General features: G+C 68.5%; 19 protein-coding genes. 11 read left to right on the forward strand and 8 right to left on the reverse strand.

Translation table 11 applies throughout. The features are described from left to right. The first annotated feature begins 60 nt into the window (after positions 1 to 60). Together W7S_RS04190 and W7S_RS04195 are read left to right on the forward strand one after the other, a co-directional pair. The gene (locus tag W7S_RS04190; RefSeq protein ID WP_014711020.1) at positions 61 to 1,272 is read left to right on the forward strand and encodes an acetyl-CoA C-acetyltransferase; all 1,212 of its coding nucleotides are present in this window, start codon (positions 61 to 63) and stop codon (positions 1,270 to 1,272) included. Positions 1,273 to 1,276: 4 nt separating this feature from the next. Then, positions 1,277 to 3,421 carry a 3-hydroxyacyl-CoA dehydrogenase NAD-binding domain-containing protein gene (locus W7S_RS04195; protein WP_014711021.1) on the forward strand — a complete coding sequence of 715 codons (2,145 nt, stop codon included), beginning with the start codon at positions 1,277 to 1,279 and terminating at the stop codon, positions 3,419 to 3,421. Between the two features lie 71 nt (positions 3,422 to 3,492). Here the strand turns inward: W7S_RS04195 and W7S_RS04200 are convergent, their stop codons facing one another. The 3 genes from W7S_RS04200 to W7S_RS04210 form a co-directional block, all read right to left on the reverse strand. After that, positions 3,493 to 4,098: a class I SAM-dependent methyltransferase gene (locus W7S_RS04200; RefSeq protein WP_014383878.1), complete on the reverse strand. Its 606-nt coding sequence runs from the start codon at positions 4,096 to 4,098 to the stop codon at positions 3,493 to 3,495. A 32-nt stretch (positions 4,099 to 4,130) separates the two neighbouring features. Next, positions 4,131 to 4,991 (reverse strand): LLM class F420-dependent oxidoreductase, encoded by an 861-nt coding sequence (locus tag W7S_RS04205; RefSeq protein ID WP_009951786.1) that lies wholly within the window; start codon positions 4,989 to 4,991, stop codon positions 4,131 to 4,133. A gap of 63 nt (positions 4,992 to 5,054) precedes the next feature. Beyond that, a complete protein-coding gene (locus W7S_RS04210) occupies positions 5,055 to 6,263 on the reverse strand; it encodes an FAD-dependent monooxygenase (RefSeq protein ID WP_014711022.1) in 1,209 nt (402 codons plus the stop codon). Between the two features lie 81 nt (positions 6,264 to 6,344). On the opposite strand from W7S_RS04210, the gene W7S_RS04215 reads away from it, so the two are divergent. After that, positions 6,345 to 6,881, forward strand: a complete 537-nt coding sequence (locus tag W7S_RS04215) for a TetR/AcrR family transcriptional regulator (RefSeq protein WP_009951783.1) — start codon at positions 6,345 to 6,347, stop codon at positions 6,879 to 6,881. 27 nt (positions 6,882 to 6,908) lie between these two features. Continuing rightward, positions 6,909 to 7,898 (forward strand): LLM class F420-dependent oxidoreductase, encoded by a 990-nt coding sequence (locus tag W7S_RS04220; protein ID WP_014711023.1) that lies wholly within the window; start codon positions 6,909 to 6,911, stop codon positions 7,896 to 7,898. Here W7S_RS04220 and W7S_RS04225 read toward each other — a convergent pair. Next, entirely contained in the window at positions 7,895 to 8,389 is a 495-nt protein-coding gene (locus W7S_RS04225; protein WP_014383881.1) for a DUF1772 domain-containing protein, read from the reverse strand. The two genes, W7S_RS04220 and W7S_RS04225, sit on opposite strands and share 4 nt — an antisense overlap. An 82-nt stretch (positions 8,390 to 8,471) precedes the next feature. Here W7S_RS04225 and W7S_RS04230 point away from each other — a divergent pair, with 82 nt between their 5' ends. After that, positions 8,472 to 9,404, forward strand: coding sequence for an AraC family transcriptional regulator (locus tag W7S_RS04230; protein WP_014383882.1), 933 nt, complete (start codon positions 8,472 to 8,474; stop codon positions 9,402 to 9,404). Positions 9,405 to 9,418: 14 nt separating this feature from the next. Here the strand turns inward: W7S_RS04230 and W7S_RS04235 are convergent, their stop codons facing one another. Further along, complete coding sequence (locus W7S_RS04235; RefSeq protein ID WP_008253825.1) at positions 9,419 to 9,712, reverse strand: putative quinol monooxygenase; 294 nt, start codon at positions 9,710 to 9,712, stop codon at positions 9,419 to 9,421. 144 nt (positions 9,713 to 9,856) lie between these two features. Here W7S_RS04235 and W7S_RS04240 point away from each other — a divergent pair, with 144 nt between their 5' ends. Both W7S_RS04240 and W7S_RS04245 read left to right on the forward strand, forming a co-directional pair. Further along, the gene (locus W7S_RS04240) at positions 9,857 to 10,273 is read left to right on the forward strand and encodes a Zn-ribbon domain-containing OB-fold protein (RefSeq protein WP_009951778.1); all 417 of its coding nucleotides are present in this window, start codon (positions 9,857 to 9,859) and stop codon (positions 10,271 to 10,273) included. A 15-nt stretch (positions 10,274 to 10,288) separates the two neighbouring features. After that, complete coding sequence (locus W7S_RS04245) at positions 10,289 to 11,434, forward strand: thiolase family protein (RefSeq protein WP_014383883.1); 1,146 nt, start codon at positions 10,289 to 10,291, stop codon at positions 11,432 to 11,434. A 60-nt stretch (positions 11,435 to 11,494) separates the two neighbouring features. Here the strand turns inward: W7S_RS04245 and W7S_RS04250 are convergent, their stop codons facing one another. Together W7S_RS04250 and W7S_RS04255 are read right to left on the reverse strand one after the other, a co-directional pair. Then, a complete protein-coding gene (locus W7S_RS04250) occupies positions 11,495 to 13,144 on the reverse strand; it encodes a DNA repair helicase XPB (protein WP_014379227.1) in 1,650 nt (549 codons plus the stop codon). A gap of 54 nt (positions 13,145 to 13,198) precedes the next feature. Next, positions 13,199 to 15,457: a helicase-associated domain-containing protein gene (locus W7S_RS04255; RefSeq protein WP_014383884.1), complete on the reverse strand. Its 2,259-nt coding sequence runs from the start codon at positions 15,455 to 15,457 to the stop codon at positions 13,199 to 13,201. A gap of 109 nt (positions 15,458 to 15,566) precedes the next feature. Between W7S_RS04255 and W7S_RS04260 the strand changes: the two genes are divergently transcribed. Genes W7S_RS04260 through W7S_RS04275 form a run of 4 tightly spaced genes read left to right on the forward strand, consistent with a single transcriptional unit; the run spans position 15,567 to position 17,207 of the window. Further along, positions 15,567 to 15,767, forward strand: coding sequence for a hypothetical protein (locus W7S_RS04260; protein ID WP_008253834.1), 201 nt, complete (start codon positions 15,567 to 15,569; stop codon positions 15,765 to 15,767). An 8-nt stretch (positions 15,768 to 15,775) separates the two neighbouring features. Beyond that, positions 15,776 to 16,306, forward strand: coding sequence for a cyclic pyranopterin monophosphate synthase MoaC (gene moaC / locus W7S_RS04265; protein WP_026071397.1), 531 nt, complete (start codon positions 15,776 to 15,778; stop codon positions 16,304 to 16,306). After that, positions 16,303 to 16,785: a molybdenum cofactor biosynthesis protein B gene (locus tag W7S_RS04270; protein WP_009951770.1), complete on the forward strand. Its 483-nt coding sequence runs from the start codon at positions 16,303 to 16,305 to the stop codon at positions 16,783 to 16,785. Before moaC ends, W7S_RS04270 begins: the two co-directional genes overlap by 4 nt. Next, positions 16,782 to 17,207 (forward strand): molybdenum cofactor biosynthesis protein MoaE, encoded by a 426-nt coding sequence (locus tag W7S_RS04275; protein WP_008253842.1) that lies wholly within the window; start codon positions 16,782 to 16,784, stop codon positions 17,205 to 17,207. Before W7S_RS04270 ends, W7S_RS04275 begins: the two co-directional genes overlap by 4 nt. Positions 17,208 to 17,307: 100 nt before the next feature. On the opposite strand, the gene W7S_RS04280 is transcribed toward W7S_RS04275, so the two are convergent. After that, positions 17,308 to 18,120, reverse strand: coding sequence for a transglycosylase family protein (locus W7S_RS04280; RefSeq protein ID WP_008253844.1), 813 nt, complete (start codon positions 18,118 to 18,120; stop codon positions 17,308 to 17,310). Positions 18,121 to 18,126 lie beyond the last annotated feature (6 nt).

The following is an 18,126-nucleotide window of genomic DNA, read 5'->3' on the forward strand; positions in this document are numbered from 1 at the left end:
GGTGCGGGACCTAGTCTTGAAGACGGGATTCGAACCCTATTCGCGAACAAGGAAGTCGTCATGTCCGAAGAAGCTTTCATTTATGAGGCCATCCGCACACCGCGGGGCAAGCAGCGCAACGGCTCGCTCAACGAGGTGAAGCCGCTCAACCTGGTCGTGGGCCTGGTCGACGAGCTGCGCCGGCGCTACCCCGACCTGGACGAGAACCTGATCAGCGACATGATCCTCGGTGTCGTGTCCCCGGTCGGCGACCAGGGCGGCGACATCGCCCGCACCGCGGTGCTGGCCGCGGGCCTGCCCGAGACCACCGGGGGCGTGCAGCTCAACCGGTTCTGCGCCTCCGGTCTGGAGGCCGTCAACACCGCCGCCCAGAAGGTGCGTTCCGGCTGGGACGACCTGGTGCTGGCCGGCGGCGTCGAGTCGATGAGCCGCGTCCCGATGGGCTCCGACGGCGGCGCGTGGGCGACCGACCCCGAGACCAACTACCAGATCGGCTTCGTGCCGCAGGGCATCGGCGCCGACCTGATCGCCACCATCGAGGGCTTCTCCCGCGACGACGTCGACGCCTACGCGCTGCGCAGCCAGCAGAAGGCCGCCGCGGCGTGGTCGGGCGGCTACTTCGCCAAGTCGGTCGTGCCGGTGCGCGACCAGAACGGCCTGGTCGTCCTCGACCACGACGAGCACATGCGGCCCGACACCACGCTCGAGGGCCTGGGCAAGCTCAAGACCGCGTTCGACGGCATCGGCGAGATGGGCGGCTTCGACGACGTCGCGCTCACCAAGTACCACTGGGTCGAGAAGATCAACCACGTCCACACCGGTGGCAACAGCTCGGGCATCGTCGACGGCGCCGCGCTGGTGCTGGTCGGTTCGGAGGCCGCCGGCAAGTCGCAGGGCCTGACGCCGCGGGCCCGCATCGTGGCCACCGCCACCAGCGGCTCCGACCCGGTCATCATGCTGACCGGCCCCACGCCCGCCACGCGCAAGGTGCTCGACCGCGCGGGCCTGACGATCGACGACATCGACCTGTTCGAGCTCAACGAGGCGTTCGCGTCGGTGGTGCTGAAGTTCCAGAAGGACCTCAACATTCCCGACGAGAAGCTCAACGTCAACGGCGGCGCCATCGCGATGGGCCACCCGCTGGGCGCCACCGGCGCCATGATCACCGGCACCATGGTCGACGAGCTCGAGCGCCGCAACGCGCGTCGCGCCCTGATCACGCTGTGCATCGGCGGCGGCATGGGTGTCGCCACCATCATCGAGAGGGTTTAAGACCATGGCAGAGAACACCATTGCGTGGGATAAGGACGCCGACGGCATCGTCACCCTGACGCTTGACGACCCCACCGGGTCGGCCAACGTGATGAACGAGCACTACAGCGAGTCCATGCACAACGCCGTCGAACGCCTTGCCGCCGAGAAGGATTCGATCACCGGCGTGGTGATCACCAGCGCGAAGAAGACCTTCTTCGCCGGTGGTGACCTGAAGGGCATGATCAACCTCGGCCCCGAGAACGCCGGCGAGGCGTTCGACACCGTCGAGTCGGTCAAGCGCGACCTACGTGCGCTGGAGACCCTGGGCAAGCCGGTGGTGGCCGCCATCAACGGCGCCGCACTGGGCGGCGGCCTGGAGATCGCGCTGGCGTGCCACCATCGGATCGCCGCCGACGTCAAGGGCAGCGTCCTGGGTCTGCCCGAGGTGACGCTGGGCCTGCTGCCGGGCGGCGGCGGGGTGACCCGCACCGTGCGGATGTTCGGCATCCAGAAGGCATTCATGGAGGTGTTGAGCCAGGGCACCCGCTTCAAGCCGGCGAAAGCCAAGGAGATCGGCCTGGTCGACGAGCTCGTCGGCTCGGTCGACGAACTGGTGCCCGCCGCCAAGGCGTGGATCAAGGCCAACCCCGATTCGCACGAACAGCCTTGGGACAAAAAGGGTTACAAGATGCCCGGCGGCACCCCGTCCAGCCCCGCGCTGGCGGGCATCCTGCCGTCGTTCCCGGCGCTGCTGAAGAAGCAACTGAAGGGCGCCCCGATGCCGGCGCCGCGGGCCATCCTGGACGCGGCCGTCGAGGGCGCGCAGGTGGACTTCGACACGGCCAGCCGCATCGAAAGCCGTTACTTCACCCAGCTCGTCACCGGCCAGGTCGCCAAGAACATGATCCAGGCGTTCTTCTTCGACCTGCAGCACATCAACGGCGGCGGTTCGCGCCCCGACGGCATCGAGCCGGTCAAGATCAACAAGATCGGTGTGCTGGGCGCGGGCATGATGGGCGCCGGCATCGCCTACGTGTCGGCCAAGGCCGGCTTCGACGTGGTGCTCAAGGACGTCGACATCGAGGCCGCCCAGAAGGGCAAGGGTTACTCGGAAAAGCTTGAGGCCAAGGCACTTCAGCGTGGCAAGACCACCGAGGAGAAGAGCAAGGCGCTGCTGGACCGCATCACGCCGACTGCCGACCCCGCCGAGCTGGCGGGCGTCGACTTCGTGATCGAGGCGGTCTTCGAGAACCAGGAACTCAAGCACAAGGTGTTCCAGGAGATCGAGGACATCGTCGAACCCAACGCGCTGCTCGGGTCGAACACCTCCACCCTGCCGATCACCGGTCTGGCGACCGGCGTCAAGCGGCAGGAGGACTTCATCGGAATCCACTTCTTCTCGCCGGTCGACAAGATGCCGCTGGTGGAAATCATCAAGGGCGAGAAGACTTCCGACGAGGCCCTGGCCCGGGTGTTCGACTACACGCTGGCGATCGGCAAGACGCCGATCGTGGTCAACGACAGCCGCGGGTTTTTCACCAGCCGCGTGATCGGCACGTTCGTGAACGAGGCGCTGGCGATGCTCGGCGAGGGCGTGGCCCCGGCCAGCATCGAGCACGCCGGTTCGCAGGCCGGCTACCCGGCGCCGCCGCTGCAGCTGTCCGACGAGCTCAACCTGGAGCTGATGCACAAGATCGCCGCGGCCACCCGCAAGGGCGTCGAGGACGCGGGCGGCACCTACGAGCCGCACCCGGCCGAGGCCGTCGTCGACAAGATGATCGAAATCGGACGGCCCAGCCGCTTGAAGGGCGCCGGCTTCTACGAGTACGTGGACGGCAAGCGGACCCGCCTGTGGCCCGGCCTGCAGGAGACGTTCAAGTCGGGCAGCGCGGAGATTCCGTTGCAGGACATGATCGATCGCATGCTGTTCGCCGAGGCGCTCGAGACGCAGAAGTGTCTGGACGAGGGCGTGCTGACCTCGACCGCCGACGCCAACATCGGCTCGATCATGGGCATCGGCTTCCCGCCGTACACCGGTGGTAGCGCACAGTTCATCGTCGGTTACTCCGGTGCCGGCGGCACGGGCAAGGATGCGTTCGTGGCCCGCGCCAAGGAACTGGCGGCCAAGTACGGCGAGCGGTTCCTGCCGCCGAAGTCACTGAGTTAAGTCCTGCCACGAGCGGACGTAAAAACCCTCGCACGCACGGCGTGTCGGGGGTTTTTACGTCTGCTCGCCGGTCAGGTGCGCCGTTGGAACAGGTAGTACCGAGCCGGGGTCTTCTCGGCGCGGTCCAGTTCGCGTTCCGCGCCCGCGGACAGCAACGTCCAGTTGGGAGTGAAGCGCCGTTCCATCTCGGCGTGGTCGATGCCGCGCACCCCGACGCGGCCGCCGGGCACGAACGCGATGATGAGCAGCCGGGCATGCGGGGCCGCCACGGCGCTGACCTCGCGGACGTAGGCGTCGCGATCCGCGTCGCTCATGTTGTGCAGGCAGGCGTTGTCGACGATCAGCTCGAAGTTCGCGCCGATTCCGGCCCGGCTCAGCTGGGTGACGTCGGCCTGGACGAAGTCGACGGCCGCGCCGGCCTTGGTGGCCTTGGCCCGCGCCCGCTCCAGGGGTTTGGCCACGAAATCCACCGCGGTGACGCGCCAGCCGTGCTGAGCGAGGTAGATCGAGCAGTCACCGGTACCGCATCCGAGTTCGAGGGCGGACCCGGCGGCAAGCGGGGCCGTGTCGCCGGTTCCCTCGACCAGGTCCCGCACACTGCGGGCCAGCGGGTGACCGTCCCATGGGGTGAAACCGATGCGGTAGAAGATCCGAAACAGCATCTGTTTGGAAGCCATAGCTCACCCTATGCCGCGCGGCGGATCACCTGCTATCGGCAGGCGGCGGCGATTCGGCGCCATTCCTCGCGCGGGAAGGCTCTCGGATCGGCCCGCAACACCTGGACGCAGACGTGATCGGCGCCGGCGGAACGATGTTCGGCGACCCTGCCCATGATGGCGTCTTCGTCACCCCAGGCGATGATCGCGTTGAACAGTCGATCGCTCACCTGCGCCACATCGTCTTCGGAGAAGCCGCTGCGCAGCAGGTTGTTCGCGTAGTTGGGCAACGCCAAATAGGACCGCAGCCACTCGGTTCCGATCTGACGCGCCTCGTCGGCGCTGTCGGTCAGGATGACCGTCTGCTCCGGCAGGAGCAGGGGGCCCTGGCCCAAAGTCGAACGGGCAGAAGCGGTGTGGTCGGGGGTGACCAGGTAGGGGTGGGCGCCCGCGGCGCGGCTCGCGGACAGCTTCAGCATCTTCGGTCCGAGCGCGGCAAGAACCCGGCGCCCGGTGGGAACCGGCCGCGGCGCGGCGTCCAACCCGTCCAGGAACGACGCCGTGGCCGCGAGCGGTTTGCGGTAGCGTCCGGGCTGGCCGGCGTCGATCAGCGGTGCGTGGCTGACGCCGATTCCGAGCAGGAAGCGGTCGCCGTGCTCAGCGGTGAGCGTCGCATAGGATTCGGCGACGTCGCCGGGCCCATGCATCCATAGATTCAGGATGCCGGTGGCGATCACGGTCCGCTTGGTCGCGGCGAGCAGATGACCGACCGAGTCGAACACCGGCCCACCGACGTCGGGAATCCACAGCGCGGGGAAGCCGAGTTCATCGAGTTCGGCTGCGGCGTCGGCGGATTCGGCCGGGTCGCCGTAGCGCAGTTGACTGCTCCAGATCCCAACACCGGTCAGTTCCATCTGAGGCCTTCCCTTCGTGGCACGCGCGCGGCCGCTCGGGTCCGCGGCCTACTGGACATGCTGTCAGACGTCGCTTCCGGCGTAGTCGGGGACCGGCATCGAGTCGTGCATGCGGACGCCCTTGGTGTTCAGCTTGGCCAGCGACCGGGACAGCGACCCCGGCATCGCCGAGATCAGTTGGGCTCCACGGGTTAACGCCCAGACTCCGGCGCGGGAACCGGGGATGATGCCCTTGGCCGCGCCGCGGGCGAAGGACCGGCTGCGATGCACCGGTTCGCGCATCTGCAGTTCGTAGGCGGCGAAGGCGCGCAGGTGGTCGCCGTCGGCGCGGGCGAGTTCTCCGGCGAGCACGTAGGCGCCGAGGACGGCGAGGCTGGTGCTGCCGCCCACCGCCGGCCCGGGGCAGTATCCGGCATCGCCGACCAGGGTGACGCGGCGGCGCGACCACCTGTCCGTGCGGAGCTGGGTGATGGAGTCGAAGTAGAAGGTGGGCGTGCGCTCGATTTCGGCCAGCCAGCCGTCCACCTGGTCATGCATCCCGGTGAACGCGTCGCGCAGTAACTCCTTCTGCCGCAACACATCGCGGTGGTCGTAGTCGGGTTCTTCCCGGCGGCGAAACAGAAACACCACCCGCGCGTCGTCCAGGTGGTCCGCAGTGTAGATACCGGCGAAGCGGCCGACGCCGACGTGGCCGACCATCTCGCCGGCCCGCACCAGCGCCTTGGGCGCCGACAGCACCGACAGGTATCCCCCGAGGAAGCGCGTCAGGCCGGCTTCCTCGCCGAAGGTCAGGCGCCGAACGTTGGAGTGCAGGCCGTCGGCGCCGACGATGACGTCGAAGGTGCGTGCCTCGGAGCGCTCGAACGCCACGGTGCCGTCGTGCTCGATCTCGGTGATCGAGTCGCCGAACAGGTACTCGACGTCGTCGCGGGCGGCGTCGTAGTAGATCTCGCTGAGGTCGTCGCGCATGATCTCCACGTGCCGGTCGGAGCTGGCGGCGTAGATCTTGGTGAGGTCGATGTCGGTGGCCCGCGGCCGGCCTTCTCGGTACAGCGCCAGGCGGGTGGTTCCGGTGGCCAGGGCCTCGATGCGGGGCAGGACGCCCATCTTCGCCGAGATCTCCATCGCCGGACGGAACAAGTCGACGGCGTGGCCGCCGGTTTTGCGCAGCGTCGGGGCGCGCTCGACGACGGTGACGTCGAAGCCGTAGCGGGACAGCCAGTACGCCAGCACCGGGCCGGCGACGCTGGCGCCGGAAATGAGTATCCGCACGATCCACCTCCCGCACTTACTTAACGTTCGGTAAGCATAGCATCCCACTTACCGATCGGTAAGTCAGATAAACTCGGGCGGGTGAGCAGGCCCCGGTCAGACACGCGCGAGCGGATTCAGGAGGTCGCTCGCGAGCTGTTTTTGCAGCGCGGCGTGCAGCGCACCAGCCTGCAGGACATCGCCAACCAGCTGGGCATCACCAAACCCGCGCTGTACTACCACTTTCCGTCACGCGAGGACCTGGTGCGCAGCATCCTAGTGCCGCTGATCGACGAGGGCGAGCGGTTCGTCGCCGACCACGAGGGCCGCGGCGCCGTCGATGTTCGCGAGTTGTTGGAGGGCTATTTCGATTTCCACTACCGGCACCGCCGGGACCTGGTGCTGTTGCTGACCGAGTTGTCGACGCTGATCGACCTGGACCTCATCGACACCGTGCTGGCGTGGCGAGAGCGGTTGGCGCGGCTGGTGTTCGGTGAGACGCCGACGCTCGCACAGTCCACCCGCGCGGTCGTCGCGTTCGGCGGCTTGCAGGACTGCTGCGTGCAGTTCGTCGACGCGCCGCAGGAGGAACTGCGCGAGAAGTCGGTCGCGGCCGCGTTCGACGCGCTGAATGGCTGAATAGTGGCGGGGCTAAAGTCCGTTGGTATGCGCTTCGGTCTCTTCATTCCGCAAGGCTGGCGGATGGATCTGGTCGGCATCGAACCCGACAAACACTGGGCGGTGATGCGCGATCTGGCCGATCACGCGGACCGCGGCCGGTGGGACTCGTTGTGGGTCTACGACCACTTCCACACCGTCCCGGTGCCCACCGGGGAAGCCACCCACGAGGCGTGGTCGCTCATGTCCGCGTACGCGGCCACCACGTCGCGCATCAAGCTCGGCCAGATGTGCACGGCCATGAGCTACCGCAACCCGGTCTACCTCGCCAAGGTGGCCGCGACGGCCGACATCATCTCCGGTGGCCGGATTCAGATGGGGATCGGCGGCGGCTGGTACGAACATGAATGGCGCGCTTACGGTTACGGATTCCCGTCGGCGGGCGTCCGGTTGGGTCGCCTCGACGAAGGCGTCCAGATCATGCGCGACGCCTGGCGCGACGGCAAGGTCAGCTTCGACGGCAAGCACTACCAGGTGGACGGCGCGATCGTCGCCCCTAAGCCACTGCAGGACAACGGGATTCCGCTGTGGATCGCCGGCGGCGGCGAGAAGGTGACCTTGCGTATCGCCGCCCGGTACGCGCAGTACACCAACTTCACGCCCGAGCCGGCCGCGTTCGCCCACAAGTCGCAGGTGCTGGCCGGGCACTGCCGCGAAGTGGGCACCGACTTCGACGCCATCGTGCGTTCGGTCAACGTCAACGCCGTCGTCGGCCCGTCGGAGGCCGACGTCAAAGACCGGCTGCAACGGGTCCGCGGACGCATGGCCGATTACGTCGGGGAGGCCGCCGCGGACGCGATGATCGCCGGCACCAGCGGGCCGGACTCGGCCACCGGCACGCCGGAACAGGTCGTCGAGCGTCTGACGAAGCTCCGAGATCTCGAATGCGACTACGCCATCTGCTATTTCCCCGAGGCCGCCTACGACCGTTCCGGCATCGAGCTGTTCGAACGAGAGGTCATTCCCGCACTGAGCTAGCGGCAGCGCAGCCCGACCAGCATCAGTGCGGCGCCGAGGAACGCGGTGACGGTGCGGACATGGTTCCATGCCGTCCACGTGGAGAAGTACGTCTGCCATTCGCGCGCGGCGTCGGCGGCCGACAGCCCCACCGGGTCTACGCCGTCGAGACGGTTGTTCAGCGGCACGTTGAACACCACCGTGATGATCGCGGCGAGGATCGCGAAAACCGCTCCCGCCAACAGCCACCAGCTGCCGGGTTGGGGCAACTGCGTCACCGCAACGACGCCGACCGCCAAGGCGAGGATCGCCGCACCAAAATACGCGAGCAGAAACGCGGGACTGGAATTCGCTGCGACGTTGATACCGCGCATCGCGGCAATCGCCTCGCGCGAATCGATGCCATTCAGGCCGCGCATCACGAATGTGGAGAACACGTACATCATTCCGCCGGCGGCGGCGCCGACGATCGTGGCGATGGAGGTCAGGATGACAACCGGACTTGCGTTCATGGCCTGAAGTCAACCGCGGGCCGGCTGAGACCATCCATCGCTATCCGTCCCGATTACATATGCGCCCGTCTACGATCCGGTTGTGGACGCCGTGGTGGGATTGCTCGACGGCGTTCGGGCGCGCGGGGCATTTGTGTTGCGCATGATGATGGACCCGCCGTGGTCGCTGCGCATCCAGGACGACGCGCCGCTGGCGATCATCTGCCAGACGCATGGCAGCGCCGTCATCGTCGGCGACGACAGCGGCACCGATTGGCTACGTCCCGGGGACATTGCGCTCACCCGCGGCACCCAGCATTACGTCTTCGCGGACGACCCGGGGACCGCCCCGACGGCGGTGATCCATCCGGGTCAACGGTGCACCACGCAGACCGGGGACGACTTGCACTTCGAAATGTCGTTGGGCGTGCGGACGTGGGGTAACAGTCCCTCGGGTGCGACCCGCTCCATCGTCTGCGCGTACGAGGGACGCAGCGAGGTCAGCGCCCGGTTGCTCGACGCGCTGCCCGCCGTGCTGGTGTTGCGCGCGGACGAATGGGACAGTCCGCTGGTTCCGCTGTTGGCCAGCGAGGCCGGCCGTGGCGGCCCCGGCCAAGAGGCGTATCTGGATCGGCTGCTCGACTTGCTGCTCATCGGGGTGCTGCGCATCTGGTTCGACAACGACGTCAACGCGCCCGCCTGGTGGCACGCCGAACGCGACGCGGTGGTGGGGCCGGCCTTGAAGCTGATCTACAGCAACCCCGCGCACCCCTGGACCGTCGCGAATCTCGCTGCGGCAGTTGGCGCGTCACGCGCAGCGTTCGCCCGCCGGTTCACCGAGCAGGTGGGCGAGCCGCCGATCGCTTTCCTGACCGGTTGGCGGCTTGCGTTGGCCGCCGATCTGCTGCGGTCCAGCCAGGCGACCATCGCCGCCGTCGCCCGAGAGGTCGGCTACGCCACCCCGTTCGCGTTGAGTACCGCCTTCAAACGCGCCTACGGGGTGAGCCCGAATACCCACCGCGCCGGCGCGGGCTGATCGGCCGGCGCGAGCTACACGTCGCTGGTGAGATACCTGGTCTTGGCCGGGGGCGCGGCCAGCAGCGGGGGAAGCTGCGTCAGCTTGCCCTCGCCCGCGCGGAACGCGCGGTAAGCCTCGTCGTGCTCGACCGTCTCCCAAATTTCGTAAATCAGCCAGTGCGCTTCATCGTCTTCGTCGACGAGCACGTCGGTGCGGACATTCCCGTCGAACGCGCGGGTGTCCTGCAGCGCCCGGCCCATCAGCTCGCGCCCCGCGGCGACCTCGTCGGGCTTGAACCTGAGCTCGAGTATCACGGTGACCGTCATGGCGCCAACATATCTTCCCCGCGCCCGACGCCAGTCCTCGCCCATTGCGCGGAGGCGAGAATGCGGTTTCCACTTTTCGGAAAGCTGTTATACGGTTCAGTGAGTTCTGTTGGCGGATTGTCGACGTTCCTGGAGGACCCCCCGATGCAGAAGGCACTTGCCCCGGAGATCTCTACCTGGCCCGATGAGAGCCCGCAGCTCATCGGCAGCCGATGCGGCAGCTGCGAGGCGACCACCTTCCCGGTGCAGCAGTGGTGCCCGCGCTGCAGCGGTGGCGAGATGTCCGACGTGCTGTTGCCCCGGCGCGGAACGCTGGTGGCGTGGACGACCCAGGGCTTTCCCCCTGGAGCCCCTTACATCGGCCCGGCCGGTAAGGACTTCGTGCCCTTCGGAGTGGGACTGGTCCAGCTCGGTGATGTGATCCGGGTCGAAGGCCGCCTGACCGAGAACGACCCGGCCAAGTTGAAGTTCGGCCAGGAAGTCGAACTCACCATGGTGCCGTTCGCCACCGACGACGAGGGCGCCGAAATCATCACCTTCGCGTTCCAGCCCGTCGCCTGAGTCAGGAGGATCGAGATGACCAACGACGTCGCCATCATCGGCGTGGGCCTGCACCCGTTCGGCAGGTTCGACAAGACGGCGATGCAGATGGGCGCCGAGGCCGTCCAGCTCGCGCTCAAAGACGCCGGAGTGGACTGGAAAGACATCCAATTCGGATTCGGCGGCAGCTACGAGGTCTCCAACCCCGACGCCGTGACCCGCCTGGTCGGCCTGACCGGCATCACGTTCACCAACGTGTTCAACGCCTGCGCCACCGCGGCCAGCGCCATCCAGCAGACCGCCGACACCATCCGGTTGGGCAAGTACGACATCGGTATTGCCATCGGCCTCGACAAGCATCCGCGCGGTGCCTTCACCGACGACCCCGCCAAGCTGGCGCTGCCGCAGTGGTACGCCAACAACGGGCAGTTCGTCACCACCAAGTTCTTCGGCATGAAGGCCAACAAGTACATCCACGACCACAACATCTCCCAGGAGACGCTGGCGCGGGTGGCCAACAAGAACTTCCGCAACGGTGCGCTGAACCCGAATGCCTTCCGGCGCAAGGAGATCTCCGTCGAGGAGATCCTCGCCTCGCCCGCGCTGAACTACCCGTTGACGCAGTACATGTTCTGCGCGCCCGACGAGGGGGCGGCCGCGGTCATCATGTGTCGCGCCGACATGGCCGAGAAATTCACCGACAAGCCGGTCTATGTGCGCGCCTGCGAGATTCGCACCCGGCGCTTCGGCGCCTACGAGGTGCACGCCACGTCGGCGCCGCTGGACGAGGACGCGTCACCGACCGTGTACGCGGCCAAGGCCGCCTACGAGGCGGCCGGCATCGGACCCGAAGACGTCGACGTCGCGCAGTTGCAGGACACCGACGCCGGCGCCGAGGTGATCCACATGGCCGAGACCGGATTGTGCGCGGACGGCGAACAGGAGAAGCTGCTGGCCGACGGCGCCACCGAGATCCACGGCTCGATTCCCGTCAACACCGACGGCGGGCTGATCGCCAACGGCGAGCCGATCGGTGCGTCGGGGCTGCGGCAGATGCACGAACTGGTGCGCCAGTTGCGCGGCGAGGCGGGGGAGCGTCAGGTCCCCGGCGATCCGCGCGTCGGCCTGGCCCAGGTGTACGGCGCGCCCGGCACCGCCTCGGCGACCATCCTGTCTCGGTAGCGCCGCCAGACACAAAAGCCCCCGAAACAACGGAGTTTCGGGGGCTTTTGCGTTCGCTCGCTAGATGGCCGGACCCAGGAGGTCGTCGGCGTCGCGGATGATGTAGCCGTAACCCTGCTCGGCCAGGAAACGCTGCCGGTGGGCGGCGTATTCGGCGTCCAGGCTGTCGCGCGCCACCACGGAATAGAAGATGGCGCCGCCGCCGTCGGCCTTGGGCCGCAGCAACCGGCCCAGCCGCTGCGCCTCTTCCTGGCGCGAGCCGAAGGTTCCCGAAACCTGCACGGCCACCGCGGCTTCCGGCAAGTCGATGGAGAAGTTGGCGACCTTGGAAACCACCAGCGTGTTCACCTCGCCGCGGCGGAAGCCGTCGAACAGCTCCTCGCGTTCCTTGGTCCGCGTGGAGCCCTGGATCACCGGGGCGCCCAGCTCGGCGCCCAGCTCGTCGAGCTGATCGAGGTACGCGCCGATCACCAGGGTCTGCTCACCCGGATGCTTCGCCAGAATCGATTTGACCACAGCGATTTTGGTGTGCACCGTCGAGCACAGCTTGTAGCGCTCTTCGGGCTCGGCGGTGGCGTACATCATCCGCTCGTTGTCGGTCATGGTGACCCGCACCTCGACGCACTCCGCCGGTGCGATCCACCCCTGCGCCTCGATGTCCTTCCACGGCGCGTCATAGCGTTTCGGGCCGATCAGGGAGAACACGTCGCCCTCGCGGCCGTCCTCGCGGACCAGCGTGGCGGTCAGCCCCAGGCGCCGCTTGGATTGCAGATCGGCGGTCATCCGAAACACCGGCGCCGGCAACAAGTGGACCTCGTCGTAGATGATCAGCCCCCAGTCGCGGCTGTCGAAGAGCTCGAGGTGGCGGTACTCGCCCTTGGTGCGGCGAGTGATCATCTGGTACGTCGAGATGGTCACCGGCCGAATCTCCTTGCGCTCACCGGAGTATTCGCCGATCTCGTCCTCGGTGAGCGAGGTGCGGGCGATCAGCTCACGCTTCCACTGCCGCGCCGCGACGATGTTGGTGACCAAAATCAGCGTTGTCGCACCGGCTTTCGCCATCGCGGCGGCGCCCACCAAGGTCTTGCCGGCGCCACAGGGAAGCACCACCACGCCGGAGCCACCCGACCAGAACGAGTCGGTGGCCATCTGCTGGTAGTCGCGCAGGTGCCAGCCGTCCTGGGCCAGGCTGATCGGATGCGCCTCGCCGTCGACGTAGCCAGCGAGATCCTCTGCGGGCCAACCGATCTTGAGTAGCATTTGCTTGACCCGGCCGCGCTCGCTCGGGTGGACGATGACCGTGTCGTCGTCGATCCGGGCGCCGAGCATCGGGGCGATCTTCTTGTTGCGCAACACTTCCTCGAGCACCGCGCGGTCCAGGCTCACCAGCGTCAGGCCGTGCGCCGGGTTTTTCACCAGCTGTAAGCGGCCGTAGCGGGCCATGGTGTCGACGATGTCGACCAGCAGCGGCTGCGGCACCGCGTAGCGGGAGAAGGAGACCAGCGCGTCGACGACCTGTTCGGCGTCGTGCCCGGCGGCGCGGGCGTTCCACAGTGCCAGCGGTGTGATGCGGTAGGTGTGCACGTGCTCGGGTGCGCGTTCCAGCTCGGCGAACGGCGCGATCGCGGCCCGCGCCGCGCCGGCCTGTTCGTGCTCCACCTCGAGCAGCACCGTCTTGTCTGACTGCACGATCAACGGTCCGTCAGACATAGATGGCGCCACTCCTCATCGCTTCGCCCTGCATAAGCTCCGGCATGCCGTCCATTATCGGCCCGAGCCCGACACCACCGACGTGATGCGGTGGATGGCGAAGTCGCGCAGCCTGCCCGATGCCGAATCAAAGGCCACCAGCTGACCGCCCCGGACGGTGATCGGCGACACGACGCGCTGGGTGGCCACGCCGGCCGCGTCTAGATAACCGATCACCAGGGTGTCTTGTTCCCGGGCGGCGCGCTGCAACAGCGTCATGGTGGCCGCCGGATCGACGCGAACGTTGCCGAACGGTGCGGCGGTGACCTTGCGCAGCACCGCGACCACCGCGTGGAGACTGTCGCTGTTGGGACGGCGCAGCGGGCGATAGGGACGGCGTTGTTGCGGTGTGGCCACCCGGGCGCCCCGGGGCCGGACGTCGACGATGGCGCCGGTCGAGTCCTCGGCCGCCGGAGCGAAGCCCGCGGCTCGCAGCGCGGCGAGCACCTCGCCGATCGGCGCCGGCGACACCGCCACCGTGGGGGCCAGGGCGCGCAACTGCACCTCTTCGGTCGCGGGAGCGGCCACGGCCTGGGCCAGCAGCGCCGGATCCTCGCACCGCACGAACGCCGCGGCCATGCCGATCCGCAGCTGCCCGTGCCTGCGCGCGACGTCGTCGATGAGATAGGTAAGCCCTTGGGGCACTGGCGTTTTGGAGTGCTTGGCGAACAGGGCATGCATCCAGTCGCTGGTCTTGCCGACGTCGAGCGCATGCCGGATCGACTGCTCGCTGACGCGGTACACCATCGCCGTGCCCGCCGATTCGACGGTGGCCACGGTGGCGAGTTGCTCGGCCAGGTCGCGCTGCAGCGGACCCGGCACGACAACCGTCAGGTCCGCCTGCACCAGGAAGTGATCGACCGGTTCGGGCAGCGCCCTGGTCATGGCGTCGATCGCGGCCTGCGGATCGTTGTCCTCGTCCAGCAGCGCCCGGCCGGGCGTGCTGATCGCCCCGCGCCCCACCAGCCCCATGGCGTGGCCTTCGGCGAGCAGATCCCCGACGGGCCCCGGCTGTAACCGCTTGGCCCACCGCGGACGCCGCCAGATCAGCGCGGCCGATGCTTCCGCCGCGTCGACGCCGGCCCCGGGCGGGAGCCCGGACAGCATGCCGAGCAACAGGCGGCGATCCAGCGGCGCGGCGGTGGAATACAGGGCATCGGTAAGGGCCCCATAGGGTTTGGCGTCGGGACCGCGCGTGCCGATCAGCGCCGGCCGGCTGGGCAGGTCGAGCCAGCTGCTGGCCAACAGGCGCCAACGCTCGGCGGCGGACAGCGCGGCGAACCGATCGGTGGCGACCGTCGGCGCCCAGTACGGTGCCTCGCCGGCCGCCGGTTCGGGGTCGGGCATGCCGCTGGCGATCAACCCGGCCGCGGCGGCGACTTCGAGGATCAAACCCAGCCGTGACTCGTCGATCCCGGTCACCTTGCTCAGCCGCTTGACGTCCCGGATTCCCAGGCCCCCGCTGCGCAACTCGGAAACCGGTGCGGCGGAAAGCGTTTCGAGCAGAACGTCGAGCTCCCGCAGCAGGTCGATGGCGGCTCCGGCGGCCGTCGCGTCGACGTCGTCGGCGGTGGTGGTCGACACCACCGGGTTCGGCGCGGTCAGTTGCATCGGGCCGGGCCGCTCGCCGCGCAGCACCTGTCCCACGTGGCGGGGCAGGATCACGGTCTCGGCGTCGATGCGCCGCAACAGGCCCATGGCCAGCAGCTGGGGCACCGGGCGGTCCGCCGCCGCGCCCGGCGCCGCGTCGCGGGTGCGGCCCATCGGGGAGCCTTCGAGAAGTTTCTCCAGCACCTCGAGCTGCGCCCGGTCGAGGTCGTCGATCAGGGCCGCGATCTGCTCGGCGTCGCGCGAGGTGTCCTCGAGCATGACCTGCCCCGGATGCCACGGCATTCCCGTCCCGGCGTCGGGGGCGACCCGCAGCGCGGTCTCGCCCCAGACCAGGACGCGTTGCCGGAGGTCGTCGACCGCGTCGAGGACGTCGCCTTCGGGGGCGCGATCACCGATCAGCGCCAGCAGCTTCGCGGTCGGCACCGGTTCCGCGTCGGCCCGCAGCACCAGCAGCGCGTCGAGCACCGCCAGCCGCAGGAAGTCGAGGTCGTCGGTGGCGGCCTTGATCGACTGGCGGGCCTGGGCTCGGGCCGCCAGTGCGGCGATGCTGCCGGGCGGGGGCTGGGCGAGGTCCCGCCGCAATTCCAGCAGTCGGATCAGGCGCTCATCGGACAACTCGGCCAGCCACGACCCCAGCGGGATATCCGGGGTGTTGTCGGTCATCGCTGACCAGCGTAAAGCAGGTCGTGGATGCCGAGCAGATCGCGAAGGGGCGGCGCGAACCTACGGTCTTGCGCCACGCGCTCCTGGGTCACCTGTCAGAATGGACCTCGTGGCTGACACTGCTGAGGGCAAAGCTCGCAAAACCAAGTACGTCGACAACGGCTGGCCGACGACGGACCCCGACGACCACGCGGTCAGTGAACTCGTCACCGACCGGACGGGTGCGCTGTCGCCCTTCGGCGAGCTGACGTTCCCGCTGCCCTCCACCGAGCTGCCCTACCTGCACCCGGTCACCGTCGTCAATCGGTAGGTCTTTCCATGGCTAGGGCCTCTGAGGCCTCGAAAGCCTCGGCGACCTGGGCGTCGGGAGAATCCCGCTCGGGTGCGCTGTCACACGTGGACGACCAGGGGGCGGCCCACATGGTCGACGTCAGCGAGAAGGTAGCCACCAAGCGGACCGCCGTCGCCGCGGGCGCCCTGCGCACGTCGGCACACGTGGTGGAGCTGATCTCGACCGGGGGCCTGCCCAAGGGCGACGCGCTTGCCACCGCCCGGGTAGCGGGTATCCAAGCGGCGAAGCGCACCAGCGAGCTCATCCCGCTCTGCCATCAGCTGGCGCTGACCGGGGTCGACATCGACTTCGACGTGGCGGAGTCGGACATCGAGATCACCGCGACGGTGCGCAGCACCGACCGCACGGGGGTGGAGATGGAAGCGCTGAGCGCCGTCAGCGTCGCGGCCCTGACGCTCTACGACATGATCAAAGCGGTCGACCCGGCCGCGCGGATCGATGACATTCGAGTCCTGCGCAAGGAAGGCGGCAAAACCGGAATGTGGACGCGGTCATGAGCACCCGATCGGCCCGCGTCATCATCGCCTCGACCCGGGCGTCGGCCGGACAGTACGAAGACCGATGCGGGCCGATCATCACCGAATGGCTGACCCAGCGGGGCTTTTCGGCCGGGGAGCCGGAGGTGGTCGCCGACGGGTCGCCGGTCGGTGATGCGCTGCGCAACGCGATCGATGACGACGTCGACGTCATCCTCACCTCCGGCGGCACCGGCATCTCACCCAGTGACAGCACCCCGGACCAGACCGTGGCCGTCATCGATTACCTCATCCCCGGCTTGGCAGAGGCGATCCGCCAGTCGGGCCTGCCCAAGGTGCCGACGTCGGTGTTGTCCCGCAGCGTGTGCGGGGTGGCCGGACGGACCCTGATCGTCAACCTGCCGGGTTCACCCGGTGGGGTGCGCGACGGGCTCGGGGTGCTCGCCGACGTGCTCGACCACGCGCTCGATCAACTCGCCGGTAAAGACCATCAGCGATGACGCTGGTCGTGCGCGCAGCCATGACCGAGCAGCCGATTCTTCTGGCTGAGCACGAAGAGCTGGTGGGCCATCAGTCGGCGGGGGCCATCGTCGGGTTCGTCGGCATGATCCGCGACCACGACGTGGGGCGCCGGGTGGTGCGGCTGGAGTACTCGGCGCACCCCTCGGCCGCCCAGGTCATGGCCGACGTGGTGGCCGATGTGGCGGCGCAGTCCAGCGGTGTCCGCGCCGTCGCCGCCAGCCACCGCGTCGGTGTGCTGCACATCGGAGAGGCGGCATTGGTCGCGGCCGTCGCCGCCGACCATCGCCAGGCGGCGTTCACCACCTGTGCGCGACTCGTCGACACCATCAAGGCGCGGCTACCGGTGTGGAAGCACCAGTTCTTCGCCGACGGCACCGAGGAGTGGGTGGGCTCGGCCTGATGCCGTGGCCAGCTGAGTCCGGGAGTTGGTGCGCCGTGCCCAACACGCCCCGAACAGGAGGGTTTTCGGGGCGTGCGGGGAATCTGGTGGCGCTAGAGCCTCAGGCGTTGGGCGACGGCTGCGCCAGGGCGTCCAGCGCGTCGTTCCCCTGAACATCCTGTGCCCGAATCGCTTCCCACAGCTGCTGGGTGTAGCTGGCGTCGGAGGCGACCTCCGGCATGCCGACCGGGACGAAACCGTGGAAGTCCGCGTCCGCTACGGGTACGGGCGGCATCGCGTCGGCGGGCGGGGCGGGGGGCAGATCGGCCGGGGGAGCGGCGTCCGCGGGGGGAGCGGCGTCCGCGGGGGGAGCGGGCGGCAGCTCCTCAGGGGGCGCCGGCAGGTCTGCGGGCGGAGCCTCCGGCGGTGCCGGACGGTCGAAGGAGGCCAGCTGTACTGGAGCGGGCGGCGGGGCGTCCTGCGGTGGAGCGTCGGGCGCCGGGGCGCCGTTGACGCCGGGCGCATCCAGCGGGGCGTCCAGGCCGGCCGGGGCGGGCACTTCGCGCGGGCTGGGACCCGACAGCGGGCCGCCGCAGACGGGCCACGCGCCGCGACCCTGGGTCGCCAGCACCCGCTCGGCGACGGCGATCTGCTGTTCCTTGGTCGCAAGCTCGGCCGACGGGGCGTATTGGCCGCCACCGTGCGAGGACCACGTGCTGGCGCTGAATTGCACCCCGCCGTGGTAGCCGTTGCCGGTATTGATGGCCCAGTTGCCGCCGGACTCGCAACGGGCTACCTGGTCCCATTCGCCGTCGGTGGCCGCGGCCGCCTGGCCGGCTAGGGCGATACTGCCGCCACCGAGCACTGCGCCGGTAAAGGCGATCTTGGCGACGTTGACACTGGATGCGGTGGGCTTACGGTGACGTCCGCTCATGCGCGC

Source organism: Mycobacterium sp. MOTT36Y (genome assembly GCF_000262165.1).
Classification (GTDB): domain Bacteria; phylum Actinomycetota; class Actinomycetes; order Mycobacteriales; family Mycobacteriaceae; genus Mycobacterium; species Mycobacterium intracellulare.

Bases quoted from the DNA above. Each gene is read 5' to 3' on its own strand.
- W7S_RS04250 (WP_014379227.1), bottom strand. From the start codon at position 13,144: ATGTCTGACGGACCGTTGATCGTGCAGTCAGACAAGACGGTGCTGCTC.
- W7S_RS04275 (WP_008253842.1), top strand. From the start codon at position 16,782: ATGACGCTGGTCGTGCGCGCAGCCATGACCGAGCAGCCGATTCTTCTG.
- W7S_RS04235 (WP_008253825.1), bottom strand. From the start codon at position 9,712: ATGACGGTCACCGTGATACTCGAGCTCAGGTTCAAGCCCGACGAGGTC.
- W7S_RS04195 (WP_014711021.1), top strand. From the start codon at position 1,277: ATGGCAGAGAACACCATTGCGTGGGATAAGGACGCCGACGGCATCGTC.
- W7S_RS04220 (WP_014711023.1), top strand. From the start codon at position 6,909: ATGCGCTTCGGTCTCTTCATTCCGCAAGGCTGGCGGATGGATCTGGTC.
- W7S_RS04270 (WP_009951770.1), top strand. From the start codon at position 16,303: ATGAGCACCCGATCGGCCCGCGTCATCATCGCCTCGACCCGGGCGTCG.
- moaC (WP_026071397.1), top strand. From the start codon at position 15,776: ATGGCTAGGGCCTCTGAGGCCTCGAAAGCCTCGGCGACCTGGGCGTCG.
- W7S_RS04245 (WP_014383883.1), top strand. From the start codon at position 10,289: ATGACCAACGACGTCGCCATCATCGGCGTGGGCCTGCACCCGTTCGGC.
- W7S_RS04190 (WP_014711020.1), top strand. From the start codon at position 61: ATGTCCGAAGAAGCTTTCATTTATGAGGCCATCCGCACACCGCGGGGC.
- W7S_RS04205 (WP_009951786.1), bottom strand. From the start codon at position 4,991: ATGGAACTGACCGGTGTTGGGATCTGGAGCAGTCAACTGCGCTACGGC.
- W7S_RS04240 (WP_009951778.1), top strand. From the start codon at position 9,857: ATGCAGAAGGCACTTGCCCCGGAGATCTCTACCTGGCCCGATGAGAGC.
- W7S_RS04255 (WP_014383884.1), bottom strand. From the start codon at position 15,457: ATGACCGACAACACCCCGGATATCCCGCTGGGGTCGTGGCTGGCCGAG.
- W7S_RS04280 (WP_008253844.1), bottom strand. From the start codon at position 18,120: ATGAGCGGACGTCACCGTAAGCCCACCGCATCCAGTGTCAACGTCGCC.
- W7S_RS04225 (WP_014383881.1), bottom strand. From the start codon at position 8,389: ATGAACGCAAGTCCGGTTGTCATCCTGACCTCCATCGCCACGATCGTC.
- W7S_RS04200 (WP_014383878.1), bottom strand. From the start codon at position 4,098: ATGGCTTCCAAACAGATGCTGTTTCGGATCTTCTACCGCATCGGTTTC.